The sequence below is a fragment of the Spirochaetota bacterium genome, from assembly GCA_026414805.1.
Lineage (GTDB): Bacteria > Spirochaetota > UBA4802 > UBA4802 > UB4802 > UBA4802.
On record JAOAIH010000043.1, the window covers coordinates 1 to 15745 of the forward strand.

The window sequence follows — 15745 nt, forward strand, 5'->3', positions numbered from 1 at the left end:
ATATTTTGGTATTGCTGTCCCACAGATGCGCAGGGATAACTTTTTTTATGACAAGCTCACGAACCATCTCTTCCAGTGTGGGCAATGTTACCGCACCATCATGCTGAGTTGATATAACGATCGCACTGATGCGTTTTGGCCTGTCATTTTCATACTCAACGGTAACCTGAGATTTGCCATCAGGGCGTAAAAAGTCTACCTCACCTTTTTTGCGTATTTCAGCCAATCGTTTCACTAGACGATGTGCATACAAAATTGGCATTGGCATCAGTTCATCAGTTTCGGCAACAGCATACCCAAACATCATTCCTTGATCACCTGCTCCCTGTTCCTTGAAAAGACCCTGACCCTCGGTAACTCCCTGTGAAATATCAGGCGATTGCGGATGGACAAACACTTCCACAATACAGCTGTGCGCATCAAAACCTATTTCGGGGTTAGTATAGCCAATGTCAGCAATAACTTTGCGTGCTACGGCTTCGTAGTCCACAGTTACTGCAGATGTAATCTCACCGGAAATAATAACGCGGTTTGTGGTTACCAACGTTTCACACGCAACCCGCGAATAAGGGTCACCTTTTATGTGTTCGTCTAGAATTGCATCCGATATCTGATCAGCCACCTTATCGGGATGCCCTTCAGATACAGACTCTGAAGTAAACAAATAATTTCTGCTCATTGTCGTTTCTACTCCTTTATGTTTACAAAAATTGCCCAACCCTTACTACTATAAACATCGAAAGGCATATCGCATGAATATGCCTTTTTCTATAGTTACATTAATTTTAATCTATGTATATAAATGGAAGCCTGGTCAGTCTTTCCAGTGTATACATTCAGCTGGACAACTGTCAATAACTTCCTGAATTTTATCCTCTGAGGCACCTTTTGGATTTTTCACTTTGCTTACGCCATCAGGTGTCATTTCAAAAACTTCTGGCAATGTATCAACGCAAAGCTCACAACCTGTACACTCGCTCTGATCAACATACACTTCTTTTGCCATAGCTTCCTCCATTGATTTTAAGATATGTATAGCAATATACTACAAAGGATATGCATTCCTAATTTATTTTGTCTTCTCTTGCGTACCCTGAGGTTTTTCTTGGGCTTTTTGTTCTATGACCCCGCTTTTCTTTTCATCACTTAAAAGGTCCTTTTCCAGACTGCGTGCCCTGAATGATTCCGCAACTGAAAGCCCCAATGAACCTACCATGAAAAGGGCAACCATAACTGTAGTGATTTTTGTAATAATATCTGCTGTTGATGAACCAAATGCTGTATTGCTTGAACCGCCTAAAATACCCATACCAGCGCTTTTATCAGACTGAAGCAGAATAATGATAATCAGCAGTATTGACAAAATCACAAACAATACTGTTCCAATAGAAACAAGAATACTCATACTGCACCTTTTACTATTGATTAAATTTTCAAAAAAATATAACTATTTTTACCTGTCTACACTGTTACATTTATTATGTCAAGAAAAGATTGCACTTTAAGGCTTGCCCCACCAACTAGTACCCCGTCAATATCAGGCATGGCATAGAGCCCTGCTATGTTATCAGGTTTTACTGAACCTCCATACAACACAGGGATGGTTGTAGCCACTCTTTCATTATACAGCGTCTGCAATGTTTTTCTAATAAAAGAATGCATCGATTGCGCTATTTCAGGTGTGGCCACTTTGCCGGTACCTATTGCCCACACGGGCTCATACGCAATAACCACCTTCAGTGCATCATTCTCCTGCAACCCTTCAAAGGCCACCTTTATTTGGTGTTCCACAACTGCTTCTGATTTTCCTGCTTCGCGCTCCTCCAGAAGTTCTCCAACACACAGCATTGGGACAATACCATGAGCTATCGCCGACACAACTTTTTTGTGAATGAGCTCATCGGTTTCGCCAAATATGTGTCTGCGTTCAGAATGGCCAAGCAGCACGTACTCAGCCCCTACATCTTTTATCATTACTGGCGATAGTTCCCCGGTAAAAGCCCCTTCCTTTTCATAGTACATATTCTGAAAACCAACCTTAAGCGGTGTGCCCTCGCATGCAGTTTTAACGCACGTAACGTAGACTGCAGGTGGAAACAGCACTATTTCCCTTTGGGTTTTCAAAAGCCCTTCGGCGATACCAATTGTAAGATTCACCGCTTCATTTCTGGTGGTATACATTTTCCAGTTGCCGGCAAAAATCTGTTTTCGCTGTGTATTCATAGCCTATCCTTCTATTCAATCAGAATTGTATCTACAACATAGAATATACATTGAACCACTGGCTAATACATTGTAGCAACAAATAAACAAATAATAATGAAAAAAATTTTTTTCACGGGGACATTATATGTCATGGGTGTGTACTATTTTATTTTTGTAAATGTAAATGTAAAGAAGAATTTGATGTAATTTCAAATTGCTCATGGCAGCAATACAGGCCTTACACAATGCCCATGATGTATACCATTATTCTAAGATTTTTCAATGTAATTCATAGTTTTCTCAGTATGATTCCAAGCCTTCGTTATTTTCATTTTATACTATTTATTGTCATTCTGATCTTTTATTATTGTAATTCTGAGCTCTTATTATTGTCATTCTGAGACTTTATTATTGTCCTTTTGAGACTTTATTATTGTCATTCTGAGCTTTTATTATTGTCATTCTGAGCCTAAGGCGAAGAATCCAAACAGAGGCGATGTTACACTTTGTGAAATTACTATTCTTTGGCACCACATGCTTTAGCATGACTCAGTAAATAATATTTTCAAAGGAGGGGCGCCATGAAATTTGCATATCTCTTAAATCAGATATATGCAACTTTAGCAGGCTATAGACAACGCAATAGCTACTATATTCTTCTTTTTGCTTTTGCGTGTGCCATGACAATGGCACTACACACCCATGATATATATTTCCAGTGTATCCTTATGCACCTAATTCAGCTGTATCATGGATACAGATGGACAACAACATATATAAAGAATTATTGTGCACCGGTAAAACAATGTGTAATACCGTTAGAATTATTTAAACCAATTACTATCATCCAAGAAAAACTATTCATACATTCACAATAAGAGATTGCAATTCTATGCAATACTATGATGGAAACATATATTTTGTGCATAACGGATGCCTGTATAAAAACAACACAGTGATAATTGCCTCAGGAAAAGTTGATGATGCGATTGTAACACCAAGGGGCATTTTCTATCTTTCTGAAAATTTGTATATTGCATTGCACAAAACCCCATTATACTGCAAAGTACCAAAAGCTTGTAAGCTTGTGTATAATCCTTATAATAACTGGTTTGCAGCATATAGCAAACATTGTGTATATATAATACGTCCCAATTGCACCGTGTTTAAAAAATATCGATTTGTAAAGTCTATAAAAAATGTCTGGATAGCATACGATCATTATTTATCTCAGTTATACCTGTTCATAGCCTGTGGACATCACCTGTATATAACCAATGGATCTAAAATGCGGCACTATTACTGTGCTGATACCATAATCGCTGGCGATCAATACATAGTGTGCCATACTACTGGATTTTATGCACGTTCATATTTTACCAACGATAGAACTGATATGCACCACTCAATTTTTTCATCTACTCCTTCATTAAATAGTGCATATACTACTGATAACGCAAGCAATATTATAATCGGTTCCCCAATACAAAAAGCATTTTATCTGGATTCATATCGCATACCATTTGTACCTGATTACGGTTGTGTTGTTGTTTTCTCATCCAGCAATAATGTATATTTGCTTATAATTCACAATGATGGGAGAGCTTATACACTACACATTGCCAGCAATGTTGATGAATGGATTATTACAGACGACGATAACAACCAGTATATCCTTTATATACGCAGACAAGAGGAAATCACCAGATGCAACCTTAACCGTGAGCTATCCTACATCATATTTGCTGATCCTGAAAAAAGAATACCACATTATCCTCCAAATTATATAAAGCTTGAATGGAAAGATTGCACTACTGTTGCAATCAAACAAATTGCATTGATCCATTACATACTTCGTGCTCTCAAATGTGTTGTAAACGCTATCATCAAAGCTATCATCAAACTTTTAGAATGGATAATAAATACCCTTCCTTCATTATTTGAAATAATTATATGGTATATACTGTTTTTATTAGTGGTAGGTATTATTAAGAAAATTATTTTTTAAAGGTAGCATTACCAAAACCCTCCACAAAACCACAATGATGCTCCCTCTTTTTAAAAATGGGGATGCATGTTGCATCCCCATGTAACAATATACTCATGTATGTTTTACTTCATACAGTACTGAATCAAATCAACAACACGGCAGGAGTAGCCCCACTCATTGTCATACCAGCTTAATATTTTGATCATGTTGCCGCCCATCACCGATGTTGATGGCGCATCTACTATAGAAGAATGGCTGTTGCCTTTGAAATCTATTGATACCAGTTCTTCATCGCATACCTGTAAAATGCCTTTGAGTTTTCCATTTGCAGCTTCACGCAATGCTTTGTTTACATCCTCAGCAGTGGTATTTGATTTCACAGTGCATACAAAATCCACCACCGAAACATTAGGAGTTGGTACGCGGATTGCCAATCCATCCAATTTGCCTTTAAGTTCAGGTAGTACCAGCGCTACTGCTTTTGCTGCACCGGTTGTAGTTGGTATCATTGACAGCGCTGCAGCCCGTGCCCTACGGATATCTGAATGCGGCAGGTCAAGCAACTGCTGATCATTGGTATATGAATGAACAGTAGTCATAACGCCTTTTTCAACACCAAATGTGTCATTGAGCACTTTGACTACCGGTGCCAGACAGTTTGTGGTACAAGAAGCATTGGAAATAATATGATGTTTTGAAGAGTCATATTTATCTTCATTAACACCAAGAACTATGGTGATATCCTCGCCCTTGGCTGGCGCAGTAATAATTACCTTTTTTGCACCCGCATCAATGTGTGGCATAACCTTATCGCGATCACGGAATTTTCCGGTTGATTCTACAACTACATCAATACCTTCAGCTTTCCATGGCAATGAGCCTGGATTTTTTTCGGCCAGTATCTTTATTTCTTTGCCATTTACAATGATTGAATTATCAGTGTGCTCAACTGTCCCATCAAAAATGCCAAAAACAGAATCATATTTAAAAAGCATTGCTAATGTTTTGGCATCGGTTAAATCGTTGATACACCGCACATCAATATCAGAATATTTGGGATTACTCATAATTATACGCAACACCATTCGCCCTATTCGGCCAAACCCATTAATAGCAACCTTAATACTCATAACAACCTCCTGTTATCTGTAGTTTTTAAATATTCATCAACATACAAAAATCTATGAATACACAAATCAATATATACTATTTTTTAAAATTCAACACATAAAAATTTTTAAAAATTATAAATTTTTTAAAGCGATAGCTCAACAAATTGTTCAATGCAGAAAGCAACCTGCCTAGGGCGTTCAATATGCAACATGTGCCCCTTATAGGGAAATACCTGCAACATTGCATTTGGCATTCTTTTAAAGGTTGCGTATGTTACATCCAAAGGTACCATTTTATCTTTTCTGCTAGTAATAAAACATGCCCCAGTGGTAAAACTTTTAGCATCTTCTTCATAATTATAGTTGTTGCAGATGGAAAAATCATTCTTTAATATATCGCTACCAGCTTGTCTCATATACTCAATTGCAGTAGCCTTCATGGTTTCATCAATGCTTCCATAACTTAAATCAACTGCCAGTTTGCAAAAACTGTCAAAATCCTTTTCTAAAAGTTCAAAGACTACCGGATTAACCGTCAGTGTTCCAGCTGTTGCCAGAAACACTGCTCCCGTGAAAGGCACCTTTAAACGCGAAAGCTCAAAAATAATACCCCCACCCATGGAATGACCAAGCACAAAGACATTGCCCTGCAATGATTGTATAAACTGCGCCATAGCGTGAACATATACATTCAATGAGCATTCATAAATCTTTGATTTTCCGTGGGCTGGAAGGTCTATAGCATGTACGGTGATTTTTTTAATTTCATTCATTAACGGAATGAAAAGACGCGAATCCCCGCCAGCTCCATGAATACACACCAGGTGAGTTGCGGCATCTCCTTCTTTAGTGCGATAGTACATGTTGCCAAATGTTGTTGAAAAGTAATTGCCTTTCATTATATTTTACTCCTGCAATTGATGTATTCACTGCAAATCCATTAAATTAAAGACTATAACAACAATGTATATTAATCATTCATGTGAATCCACATTTACGTATTTAATGTATCATAACAACTTACAGAGTCATCAATATAATTATAATCCCTATTCATTTTTTAATTTATATAAGAATGTAACAAAATCTTATGTTGTGATTATGAAAAAAATAATTTTACACTTTTTTAATATCTTATTAGAAATTAAAGGAACCATTAAAAACTATCCTTATATGCATAAAATCAGCTTTGATGTGCCAATAATAAATGCATTCGCACAAATTACGAGATATACTATGATTAATACTGTGCAAAATGTGAATAAACGTAAAAATTTAGCTAATGTATACTTCATACAATTTCGCATGTCAACCAGGATTTAATGCTTCATGTGCGTTGTGTTGCGGCAGCCACAACTATAAAGCATCGTTTAGTGAAATTGATGCACTCTTTAAAGAAAGACTGAATTTTTTTCGCAATAAGGTTGCCGGTTGCAATGACCTCACTGCCATACTGAATGAGTGTTGTAAGGAGCTATCGCACATAACATTACCCCCACTATACCCTGATGCAACGCAATGCCCTTTTGTTGCATATACTGATACCACATATACCACAATAGGATGTTTGCTATATCCATACTGCACAACATTTGATTATCGTAGCCTTTTTATGGGAGCTATCTGCAAAACATTCAATTGTAGCGCTAACACCCCCGACTTACAGCATAAAGTGATAACCGCAGCAAAAGCATGTAAAGACTGGTACTACTACAGTATTGTGATTCACGATACAAAACTTTGTGATGAAGTAATTACATTACACACTCAGGGAAAGACAATTCAATCGAATATTATAAAAAGTAGAAATGTTTTATAATCCTCTACAACCAGTACCCATTCATATCGTTTAGCATCAGAGCTGTTGCCCATATACCGTAAAGCGGAAAACTTTACAAAATCGCCCTCTGAATTAAAATAAAACGTGCCGCTTCCTTTAGTGCCTTTATACTCCATGGTGGCAGCTGTATTATTATCAACTTCTTTCCACGTAATGTGAGGACTCAGTGCCAGTGAAGGGAACCAGACCATTTCAGCCAAGTATCGTTGCAATGCGCCTTCGTTGAGCTTTTGGCCTTTTTCGTTCACAACGTTAATAACTGAATTCAACTTGACGAGCATCTCCCCTTTGCCATTCTCAAACCTGTCCCGGCCTTCAAACCAGAACAAACTATTCATTGTGACATCCACCACCCAGATAAACGAAGGTATATCTATGGTGGTATATTGATATGCTGTTGCGTTATACCATGTATCCTGCTGTGGTTTCATTTTAAGCTTGGCGTGGTGTATAACCTTTGCACTACTGATATACGGTTTTCCAATAACTCCTGAATGAATAAGCCATTGTTTCACTGGAGCAGGTAATGTAGCTATATCTTGCTTTGATATAATTCTTTCTTTTGAAATGTTAGTCTGACTCAATATATGTGCAATTTCACCATTAACAAATTTTTGAAAACTATATTGCCCGTAGGATACAAGTACCACTAAAAGAATGATACGATTATTCCAAATATATATTTCATATTTTCAATCCTTCTTGAAATGAGATTGGATGCTATTCAAGAAACAAGTCGTAATATTTTCTTTAAAAAAAGAAGCCCATAATTATTTTTTGCTTTGTTATTTATCACAATCTATTATCACAACTTTTTTACAATTAGCCAGAATAGTGTCATATGAATCTTGATAAAAAATGCCTCTAAAATAATGTACTGCACCCTTTAAAATTTAATTTGCTCATTGCGTAGCAATAGTATCAAATTTTTTATTGACCATCTTGTATATATTTAAATCCAAGTTTAATTGATAATTCTGCTTTTATACATTCTTTCCCTAGATATGCAGCATGTGATAGCTGGGAAACCCACCCGTTTTTAATTATAGTTCCGTAGATACTCTTTGCATCTTTACCCTCAATTACTCTTAACAATGTATTGTCATACGAATAATGTTCCACTATAATGATCTGTTTTTCAGGTTTTGTAAGGATTACAAAATAACCAGCTTTGTCCATTTCAACTATTTGGGGATTCTGCGCCTGGATTACAGGCACAGTAGAAATAGTATATGACCTAGGTTCTACCCTGCTTTCTGCACATACGCGCGGCGAAACAATATCTAACGAATGCTTCCTTATTTCCTCCACTATTTTTCCAACATCTTCACATCCAATCATATCTACTACTCTCACCTGGTTGCGGAAAATATCTACTTCCTGTTTTGTTACATTTCTTAAAACTGGATATCTACCAGGGGAGTTTATAACACGCATGGTTTCATTAACTCCGTTTTCCCATAGCGCATGAAGTGTTTTCCCACTATAATGTCCTTGTGGTTCTTTTCCAACCAACAGAAGAATTTTAATAGTATTATTTGTAATAATATTTTTTATCACTTTATCAATGCCTATATTTTCTGTTTCAGTTTTACCCACGATGCAAAGTTCTTTGGGTCTTGCACTGGCAAGCATACCAGCAAGTTCCACACTGGCAAGGGTTGAAACGGCAACAGGGCAATCTGGGCCTTCACTCAAAACAAAATATTCTCCAGGGACTGGCGGCCAGCTTTGCTTTTGTATATTGAGGACATTCAATACTTTTGTAGAGGAAGGGGGCTTAAAATATTCATTGAATATATTCATTGCTACTGCTGGAAAGCAATGTTTACATCCAAGGCAATTATATTTTACCTCCTCCATTTGCAAAAGCCATTTCTCTACTTTTTTTAATAAATCTAGATACTCATCAATTTGAAGAGACCCAATCGAATTATGAAGTAGCTCAAGTGTTTCCTTCATGCATCCGCATCGTTTACATTTTTCAAGTACCATGCCCTGTGAGAGTTGGTTCAAAATGGTGCTTATTTTATCTATTTTATCTTTTCTTTCCATATTTCAACCCCCTGATCGGGGCTGTCTAAAAAAAAGTTTTGTTACAAATTATGCTGTGCCTATCTCAATAATTCTACCACAAAATGTTGCAAAGATATATTAAAATAAATGTAATATAAAATCAAGTAATTGCAAATTTACAAAATAACCTCTTTTAAAATATCTTATAATGCAAACATTCAAAAAAATAATGTATATGCCATAATGCTAATAATTACAATTGCTTATTGTGGGTATGATTACACATTGTGTAGAGTTAAAATGAAAAAAATAAAACATTTTGATTTAGCCTAACGGTTTTTGCCACACATAGTTTTCATGGAATATAGCTGAGGTTAGGTAAAGTTTTTATAACGCTTTAAATATTGTACCCTATACCCTTAAAAAAAGTATAACAGAAAACCCCATCTGATTGCATTGTTCTGTATAAATCCTGAATTCCTTTATCAAATGAAATTTTATCAATAGTAGAACTGCTTATCGCTTTCTCTTTTATTCCTTCAATCATAGCTGTGAAAGTATTTTTAATGAATCCTTCAACAAGGTAAGTTGAACCATACATAATCATTATTCATTTTAGTTTTACCTTCCAAATTACATATGCCCCCTCCCCTACAGTGTGTAAAAGATGCTTGGAAGAAGCATTGTACTCCTACTAGATAATAAAAAATTTAGCAAAAAATTTATTACAGGAGGTGCACAATGCTACAACCAAAGTATAAAAATGATCAGGATAATTGTAACAAAAAATTTTTCACAAACCGATACGAAAAAATTGTACAGCAGTACGAGGATCCAATTAAAAGTAAGAAAAACATTGGAGTAGTAAATAAATTTTATGAATTGCAAATTCAGAAATGAAGTGCAACACAAGATGAAAAAAAAGTAGCCTCATAAGGAGTATATCCAATAAAGTGATTGTTGATCCAAAACAACACATATGGAGGATAAGCTCTTATGAGACTAAATACACATCTAACAAATAGCGAACGTGAAATCATCCAGAAAATGGTGTATGCACAAGAAAAATTTTCACTACGGAAAATTGCACGAATGATAGGCCGCTTGACATTTACTGTGTTACGAGAACTCAATTAGAAATTATAATCTTTCTCAAGAGGAAAAACGAGAAATAGAGCATCTTGAAGGAAATTTAATAGAAAGTAAAGGAAAAGATGCATACCTTGTGACACTGGTTGATAGATTTTCTGCATACACTTGGGCAATTAAAGTTCCCTCAAACAATGCAGAGACAGTCCTCCGTGCAATCATTGAAGCATTAGACAAAATGCCACCTTTAAGCATTAATGCTATCATCTTCGATAATGGAAAAGAGTTTAACCATTATAGAAAGATAGAGGAAGCTTTGGGGTGTGATGTCTATTTTGCAAATCCTTATGCAGCATATCAACGAGGATTAAATGAACATATAAACAGACAGTATCGTCGTCATATGCCAAAAAATAAAAGATTTGCACACTTGACAGATGATGATGTTCGCGCTATACAGGATGCAATAAATGTAAAACCAAGAAAATCACGGAATTTCACTAATTATTCCTAAACGAAAAAAATACTATTAATTAAAAAAGCCTCCTTACAGAATGACATATAATAAAACACTATAAGGAGGCTTCAAAATGAAATTAGCAACGATATGAATACCATAATGAAAGAAGTTAACACAATTGCAACAAAAAATAACTACAATCGGTATATAAAGAAGTATCCAGTTGAGAAGATATTTGCACTATTGTTACATCATCAATATGTGGGGATGCACTGTGGGCGCAATATCGATTCATCATTTTTAACGGCGACTGCAACGATGAAACGGGCACGGCATAGGAAGCACAAAAACAGATTCAAATTGCATTTTATTGGATTAAGACGTTTTTAAAAGTGAATCATTAGTTAAGTCGCTTGCCACTAGGCATAATGATTCAATTATACACAGCTCTCATTGCGTATCTAACAGTATTGATAGTACAGATGAGAAATGTACCAAAGGTGAGAGTGATGGGGGATTATGTATATCCGTATTCACAAATGTTGATACATATAATAAATTGTACATATAAGGATATACATTTTGATAAAATTCTACAGTTTTCAGGTTAAGGAATTACTGGTGATTTTAATATATGTTTGCAAGTCATTGATTGGCACTTCAAGGCTTTGTATCAATTGCCTTAAATAGAGCTATGCGTTCTTCATCTGCAGGATGAGTGGAAAGCAAAGATGGTACATTGGTAGGGATCTTTTGCTGCAGCCGTTTGTACAAATTAATGAAATGTTTACCACTTATATGATGTTTTTTACAGTATTCCACCGCAAAGACATCGGCTTGGCGTTCAAACTGGCGTGAATAGCCATTGTGGATGAGCAAAAGTGGAAGCCCTATTGTTGTTGTTGATACAACATCACCAGCAATAGCTATTGCTATCACAAACAATCCAGAATTAAGCAAAATGTTGCGTACGCCGTGACGGTACACAACATGTGCAACTTCATGTGCAAAAATTGTGACAAGCTCATGTTTATGGTGGATTATATTAACAAAGTCATCAGTGATTATAATGGTCCCGTCAGGGAGGGCAAAGGCATTGGGGCCTATAAATCTACTGTTCCTGAAAACTATGTTGAAGGGATATTCGTTTTTCTGTGGCAGGGAATTGATAAATTCTCTATATTGTGCGGTGATGTTTTGTATACGCGTATGCGATAGTTGTGTTTTGGTAAAAAACTGGTTGTCAAGGTATTCAATTGTTTTTTCAGAAATTAGCTTGATAGTAGGCAGTGGAATAGAATATGCAATATGAGTAACTATTGTAGGAAAAATAAATTTAATGAAAATAAATACAATTATAATACTAACTGCAATGAGACCTGCTATGGCTGCAATATGTGATTCAAGATAATACAGCAAAGAAGCCATGGAACCTTTTTGTTGTGGAAGAATCCTTGCTATCATTGTATCCACTGCATCATTGTCAAATGTGGTGAATACGTCACCATCAGGCAAAAAAATCTGCCGTTGAGTGTTTGCTACACGTGGCAAAATTTTAAGTGAAGAAATGTTATTCTTTTTTATAATACCTGTTTCTGTTTCAATGATGATGTCTCCATTATCAAAATAGCGCAATGTTGCAGTATAAGAAGCACTGCTTCCTTTGGTGTACAGTGCACCTTTGATGCTAAAATCCGATGTCAAGGTCAAGGAAGCCTCCTAATTCTTCTGCAAATGACTTCACTTCTTTTTCATCCATACTGGTAATTTCATCAAGGTTGTCATTCAATATAATTGATAGGGAAGAATAAAAATATTTGATGTAGCGGATCCGTGCCCATGGTATTGCCAATCCTAAGCTGAATAGTATTGCCAAGATATTTGTTACAAATATATAGATATAGTGCAAATAATCCATTTCACAGTGCAATTGCGACTTGCTAATGTATATGTTGGAAATGACATTATTTAAAATAAAAATTTTGTAAAAAGCAGATCCTACGATAATAGATAGTATGATTAGCCCATATATCCCCAGTATTATTATAATTACCGATGCATCAATCTGTGTAGCTTGTTCTAAAATTTTTTTAAAGTAATCAGCCATACTCCATCCCATTGCTGTTACTATTATTACTATCACACCTGCAAATATCAATGATATCATTGTGGCAGCAATGAATGCAATATAAAAAGTTGAAGGCGTGCCCTTATACTTTATTGGCAGTGTACCAAAGTGATAGTTGCTGATTATATAATTCTTTTGTTTGTAATATATATATGGAATAATAAGGCCCAATGTGAAAGGCACCAGGATATACATCAACATGAAATATTTAAATGCATCTGCATAGCCTCCAGTAAAAATAAAGGGAATGTTACGATAGCAAGTGTATTTGCCTCTGAATCGCAGGCTATTCACAATAACCCATGGTACAATTGGCAATAATGATACTGTGAGGATTAAATTCAACACATTAGAATACTGCCCTGATAATGTGTAAACAATAAAGAAACCTAATGCAAGTAATCTTCCTTTGAGAATATTGGCTGGTAGTGCCGTGTACGAGAAAGGCTGGTTATCTAAATATATATTACCATATATGTAGCGATTTGTGCGTACTTTAGCCCATGCTGAATATATACCAAGGGTTAGCACTGTGAGCAATCCATTTACAATCCATATTTTGAAGTACTCTGATGTTTTACCTGTGAAATGAAAGGGTACAATTCTACTGTTGGTACTATTTTCAGTAATAGATTCCACTATGATCACCTCCTATGATATATCTATAAAAAGGTGTATACATTTCAATATGCTGTATAGTAAGGTGTATGTGTATAGTGTTAGTCAGGGATGCTCCATCGATAGATATATATTTATAACATTGTCATATTATTAAATTATGCAATGTGGTTACGTCAAGCACTATTTATTGTTTGTGTATATAGTGGTGATTGAAAACTTATTGACATTATTGTATATTGTATTGCTCAATTATCAGTCTATAGCTTGAAATGAATTAATTTTTACAAATGGATGTGATTTAAAGAAGGTAACAACAATAATCTGTTATTTCATTGGAAATAAATTTGTATTTTTATTGTTATATGAATTAAGAGGTGATTGCTTTGAAAATATCGTTTAGAATAATAGTATTTAAAGTACTTCCCACACGACTTTTATCGCGGCTTTTTGGGTATTGTGTGCGTATTCCCTTGCCAGCATTTATAATGAATACACTTATAGGCTGGTACAGTAGAAAGTTTAAGGTTGCGCTGGATGAAGCATTCCTACCTCCTGGAGGTTTTAAAAACTTTGATGAATTTTTTACACGGAATCTCAAAAGAGGGATGCGAACTGTTGATCCACATCCGCTTGCAGTAGTATCTCCAGTTGATGCGCTGGTGAGTGCGTATGGTCCAATAACTGCTGGGCAACTGGTACAGGCAAAAGGGATTATGTATGATGTGGGGTCGCTTTTGCCAGGAGAATTTCAGAGCCGGTTTGTAGCAGGATCATTCATCACACTGTATCTTTCCCCGGGTGACTATCACCGTATTCATTCGCCGGTAAATGGCACAATTATAGGCTATCAGTATGATCCCGGAAAACTTTACACTGTGCAGGACTGGCTGGTGAAACTCATGCCTGGCCTTTTTACAGTGAATGAACGAATTACCTCATATATCAAAACAAGGCATGGCCTGGTAGCTGTATGTAAGGTTGGAGCAATGAATGTGGGGAAGATATCGCTAAGCTACACTGATGTATATACAAACAAGTGGTGTGCAAAGCCATATCAACATACTTTTGACCAAGCGAAGTATATATCTATTTCAAAAGGCGATGAGCTTGGTATCTTTCATTTGGGATCCACCGTAATAGTGATTACCGAAAAACCGCTACGGTTTGTGCCCAATTTGGAAGGACTTAAGGTAAAGATGGGGCAGATAATTGGCTATTTTTGATATTAAGCTATTTTGCAATATATGTATAAAATGGCCAAAATATAGGGATTTGTTAATAACTTTACGTTTAAAAGCGATGACAGTAAGCACGTATCTGCAAGTACTTTGTATGTAGAATGTTATATTTATTGGCTGTTTAGTTTTTACAATAGCTTTCAATTAAATTAGCGTTTGTTTAATTAGTTTTTATTGTTTTAACTATTGTCATTGGTTCAATCTACTACCCATATAAAATTTCCTTGCTATTTTTAATTTTATTCTGTATTTTTATGTAAGGGCAATTGCATGGTGCAAAAGCCTAAAGGTGTTTTTGTAAGGGCGATAGCTCTTATAGAAAGGAGACCATTATGAAAGATGTAGCCGTAAAGGAAAGTGCAATTTTCAAACAGATTGAACACTGGCGGCGACAGAAACAGGTGGCTGAAGACAAGGAAAAAGCTAATACTCTGCCTTTTATTACAATCTCGCGCGAATATGGCTGTGGCGGCTTTGATATTGCAGTAAAAGTAACAGATATATTGAATAAGGAATACCATGCTACTCCAATATGGGCAGCTTATGATAAGCAAATACTAGACAAAATTACATCAGATTTAGGTTTAACACAGGCACTTACAGATACATTGACAAATACAGCACGAAGCAAGATGACAGATCTTTTCCAGACCACATTTAGTAAATTTCCGCCGCAGGTAGCTGTGTATAGAAAGTTGGCTGAGGTAGTAAGGACGCTTGCAATTAATGGACACGTTGTAATAGTAGGGAGAGCAGGCAATGTTATTACTCGTGGCATGCCGTATGGATTACATGTGCGCATTGTTGCTTCTATGAATTATAAAGTAAAGAGGATAGCCGCTAAACTAAAAGTTTCACAAACTGAGGCACGGGAAATAATCGAACAAAAGGAGACAGAAAGGGAAAGCTTTATTAAAAATTTCCTGAAATTTGATCCTGAAGATCCGCATAATTATGATATTGTCATTAACAATGAAAATTTTGCACTTGATGAAGCAGCACGTTTGATTATTGATGCCATGAAGCGAAAAGGGATTTTTGGATAG

The 15745-nt window shown here is 35.9% G+C and carries 19 protein-coding genes and 1 pseudogene; 9 read left to right on the plus strand and 11 right to left on the minus strand.

All coding sequences use genetic code 11. From position 1 onward, the window contains the following. The 4 genes from N3F66_09620 to tpiA all read right to left on the minus strand — a co-directional run. A partial coding sequence (locus N3F66_09620) for a methionine adenosyltransferase (GenBank protein ID MCX8124410.1) occupies positions 1-679 on the minus strand: 679 nt, incomplete at its 3' end. 135 nt (positions 680-814) lie between these two features. Beyond that, complete coding sequence (locus N3F66_09625) at positions 815-1006, minus strand: ferredoxin (protein MCX8124411.1); 192 nt, start codon at positions 1004-1006, stop codon at positions 815-817. A 63-nt stretch (positions 1007-1069) separates the two neighbouring features. Next, positions 1070-1405, minus strand: a complete 336-nt coding sequence (gene secG, locus N3F66_09630) for a preprotein translocase subunit SecG (GenBank protein ID MCX8124412.1) — start codon at positions 1403-1405, stop codon at positions 1070-1072. 56 nt (positions 1406-1461) lie between these two features. Next, on the minus strand, positions 1462-2223 hold the full coding sequence (gene tpiA / locus N3F66_09635) for a triose-phosphate isomerase (GenBank protein ID MCX8124413.1): 762 nt from the start codon (positions 2221-2223) through the stop codon (positions 1462-1464). Between the two features lie 563 nt (positions 2224-2786). Here tpiA and N3F66_09640 point away from each other — a divergent pair. Further along, positions 2787-3083 carry a hypothetical protein gene (locus N3F66_09640; protein ID MCX8124414.1) on the plus strand — a complete coding sequence of 99 codons (297 nt, stop codon included), beginning with the start codon at positions 2787-2789 and terminating at the stop codon, positions 3081-3083. 14 nt (positions 3084-3097) lie between these two features. Further along, a complete protein-coding gene (locus tag N3F66_09645; protein ID MCX8124415.1) occupies positions 3098-4213 on the plus strand; it encodes a hypothetical protein in 1116 nt (371 codons plus the stop codon). A 104-nt stretch (positions 4214-4317) separates the two neighbouring features. Here the strand turns inward: N3F66_09645 and gap are convergent, their stop codons facing one another. Then, on the minus strand, positions 4318-5325 hold the full coding sequence (gene gap / locus N3F66_09650; protein ID MCX8124416.1) for a type I glyceraldehyde-3-phosphate dehydrogenase: 1008 nt from the start codon (positions 5323-5325) through the stop codon (positions 4318-4320). 125 nt (positions 5326-5450) lie between these two features. Next, positions 5451-6206, minus strand: coding sequence for an alpha/beta hydrolase (locus N3F66_09655; protein MCX8124417.1), 756 nt, complete (start codon positions 6204-6206; stop codon positions 5451-5453). A 383-nt stretch (positions 6207-6589) separates the two neighbouring features. Between N3F66_09655 and N3F66_09660 the strand changes: the two genes are divergently transcribed. After that, positions 6590-7126: a hypothetical protein gene (locus N3F66_09660; protein ID MCX8124418.1), complete on the plus strand. Its 537-nt coding sequence runs from the start codon at positions 6590-6592 to the stop codon at positions 7124-7126. Here N3F66_09660 and N3F66_09665 read toward each other — a convergent pair. The 3 genes and pseudogenes from N3F66_09665 to N3F66_09675 form a co-directional block, all read right to left on the minus strand. Next, complete coding sequence (locus N3F66_09665; protein MCX8124419.1) at positions 7090-7731, minus strand: hypothetical protein; 642 nt, start codon at positions 7729-7731, stop codon at positions 7090-7092. The two genes, N3F66_09660 and N3F66_09665, sit on opposite strands and share 37 nt — an antisense overlap. Before the next feature lie 346 nt (positions 7732-8077). Then, the gene (locus tag N3F66_09670; protein MCX8124420.1) at positions 8078-9202 is read right to left on the minus strand and encodes a hypothetical protein; all 1125 of its coding nucleotides are present in this window, start codon (positions 9200-9202) and stop codon (positions 8078-8080) included. Between the two features lie 358 nt (positions 9203-9560). Further along, positions 9561-9746: pseudogene (locus tag N3F66_09675) on the minus strand (SAM-dependent methyltransferase). A 158-nt stretch (positions 9747-9904) separates the two neighbouring features. Here N3F66_09675 and N3F66_09680 point away from each other — a divergent pair. The 4 genes from N3F66_09680 to N3F66_09695 all read left to right on the plus strand — a co-directional run bounded on the left by N3F66_09680 (position 9905) and on the right by N3F66_09695 (position 11102). Beyond that, entirely contained in the window at positions 9905-10063 is a 159-nt protein-coding gene (locus N3F66_09680) for a hypothetical protein (protein MCX8124421.1), read from the plus strand. Positions 10064-10159: 96 nt separating this feature from the next. Beyond that, a complete protein-coding gene (locus tag N3F66_09685) occupies positions 10160-10300 on the plus strand; it encodes a helix-turn-helix domain-containing protein (protein ID MCX8124422.1) in 141 nt (46 codons plus the stop codon). 34 nt (positions 10301-10334) lie between these two features. Then, positions 10335-10766 carry an IS30 family transposase gene (locus N3F66_09690; GenBank protein MCX8124423.1) on the plus strand — a complete coding sequence of 144 codons (432 nt, stop codon included), beginning with the start codon at positions 10335-10337 and terminating at the stop codon, positions 10764-10766. A 105-nt stretch (positions 10767-10871) separates the two neighbouring features. Next, a complete protein-coding gene (locus N3F66_09695; GenBank protein ID MCX8124424.1) occupies positions 10872-11102 on the plus strand; it encodes a hypothetical protein in 231 nt (76 codons plus the stop codon). A 270-nt stretch (positions 11103-11372) separates the two neighbouring features. Here the strand turns inward: N3F66_09695 and N3F66_09700 are convergent, their stop codons facing one another. Both N3F66_09700 and N3F66_09705 read right to left on the minus strand, forming a co-directional pair. Continuing rightward, positions 11373-12422, minus strand: coding sequence for a M48 family metallopeptidase (locus N3F66_09700; GenBank protein ID MCX8124425.1), 1050 nt, complete (start codon positions 12420-12422; stop codon positions 11373-11375). Further along, the gene (locus N3F66_09705) at positions 12400-13479 is read right to left on the minus strand and encodes a YjgN family protein (protein ID MCX8124426.1); all 1080 of its coding nucleotides are present in this window, start codon (positions 13477-13479) and stop codon (positions 12400-12402) included. Before N3F66_09705 ends, N3F66_09700 begins: the two co-directional genes overlap by 23 nt. 365 nt (positions 13480-13844) lie before the next feature. Here N3F66_09705 and asd point away from each other — a divergent pair, with 365 nt between their 5' ends. Beyond that, positions 13845-14684, plus strand: coding sequence for an archaetidylserine decarboxylase (asd, locus tag N3F66_09710; GenBank protein ID MCX8124427.1), 840 nt, complete (start codon positions 13845-13847; stop codon positions 14682-14684). Positions 14685-15031: 347 nt separating this feature from the next. Beyond that, a complete protein-coding gene (locus tag N3F66_09715) occupies positions 15032-15745 on the plus strand; it encodes a cytidylate kinase-like family protein (protein MCX8124428.1) in 714 nt (237 codons plus the stop codon).

Bases quoted from the DNA above. Each gene is read 5' to 3' on its own strand.
- N3F66_09625 (MCX8124411.1), bottom strand. From the start codon at position 1,006: ATGGCAAAAGAAGTGTATGTTGATCAGAGCGAGTGTACAGGTTGTGAG.
- gap (MCX8124416.1), bottom strand. From the start codon at position 5,325: ATGAGTATTAAGGTTGCTATTAATGGGTTTGGCCGAATAGGGCGAATG.
- N3F66_09645 (MCX8124415.1), top strand. From the start codon at position 3,098: ATGCAATACTATGATGGAAACATATATTTTGTGCATAACGGATGCCTG.
- N3F66_09715 (MCX8124428.1), top strand. From the start codon at position 15,032: ATGAAAGATGTAGCCGTAAAGGAAAGTGCAATTTTCAAACAGATTGAA.
- N3F66_09685 (MCX8124422.1), top strand. From the start codon at position 10,160: ATGAGACTAAATACACATCTAACAAATAGCGAACGTGAAATCATCCAG.
- N3F66_09695 (MCX8124424.1), top strand. From the start codon at position 10,872: ATGAAAGAAGTTAACACAATTGCAACAAAAAATAACTACAATCGGTAT.
- N3F66_09680 (MCX8124421.1), top strand. From the start codon at position 9,905: ATGCTACAACCAAAGTATAAAAATGATCAGGATAATTGTAACAAAAAA.
- N3F66_09655 (MCX8124417.1), bottom strand. From the start codon at position 6,206: ATGAAAGGCAATTACTTTTCAACAACATTTGGCAACATGTACTATCGC.
- secG (MCX8124412.1), bottom strand. From the start codon at position 1,405: ATGAGTATTCTTGTTTCTATTGGAACAGTATTGTTTGTGATTTTGTCA.
- N3F66_09670 (MCX8124420.1), bottom strand. From the start codon at position 9,202: ATGGAAAGAAAAGATAAAATAGATAAAATAAGCACCATTTTGAACCAA.
- tpiA (MCX8124413.1), bottom strand. From the start codon at position 2,223: ATGAATACACAGCGAAAACAGATTTTTGCCGGCAACTGGAAAATGTAT.
- N3F66_09640 (MCX8124414.1), top strand. From the start codon at position 2,787: ATGAAATTTGCATATCTCTTAAATCAGATATATGCAACTTTAGCAGGC.
- N3F66_09660 (MCX8124418.1), top strand. From the start codon at position 6,590: ATGTATACTTCATACAATTTCGCATGTCAACCAGGATTTAATGCTTCA.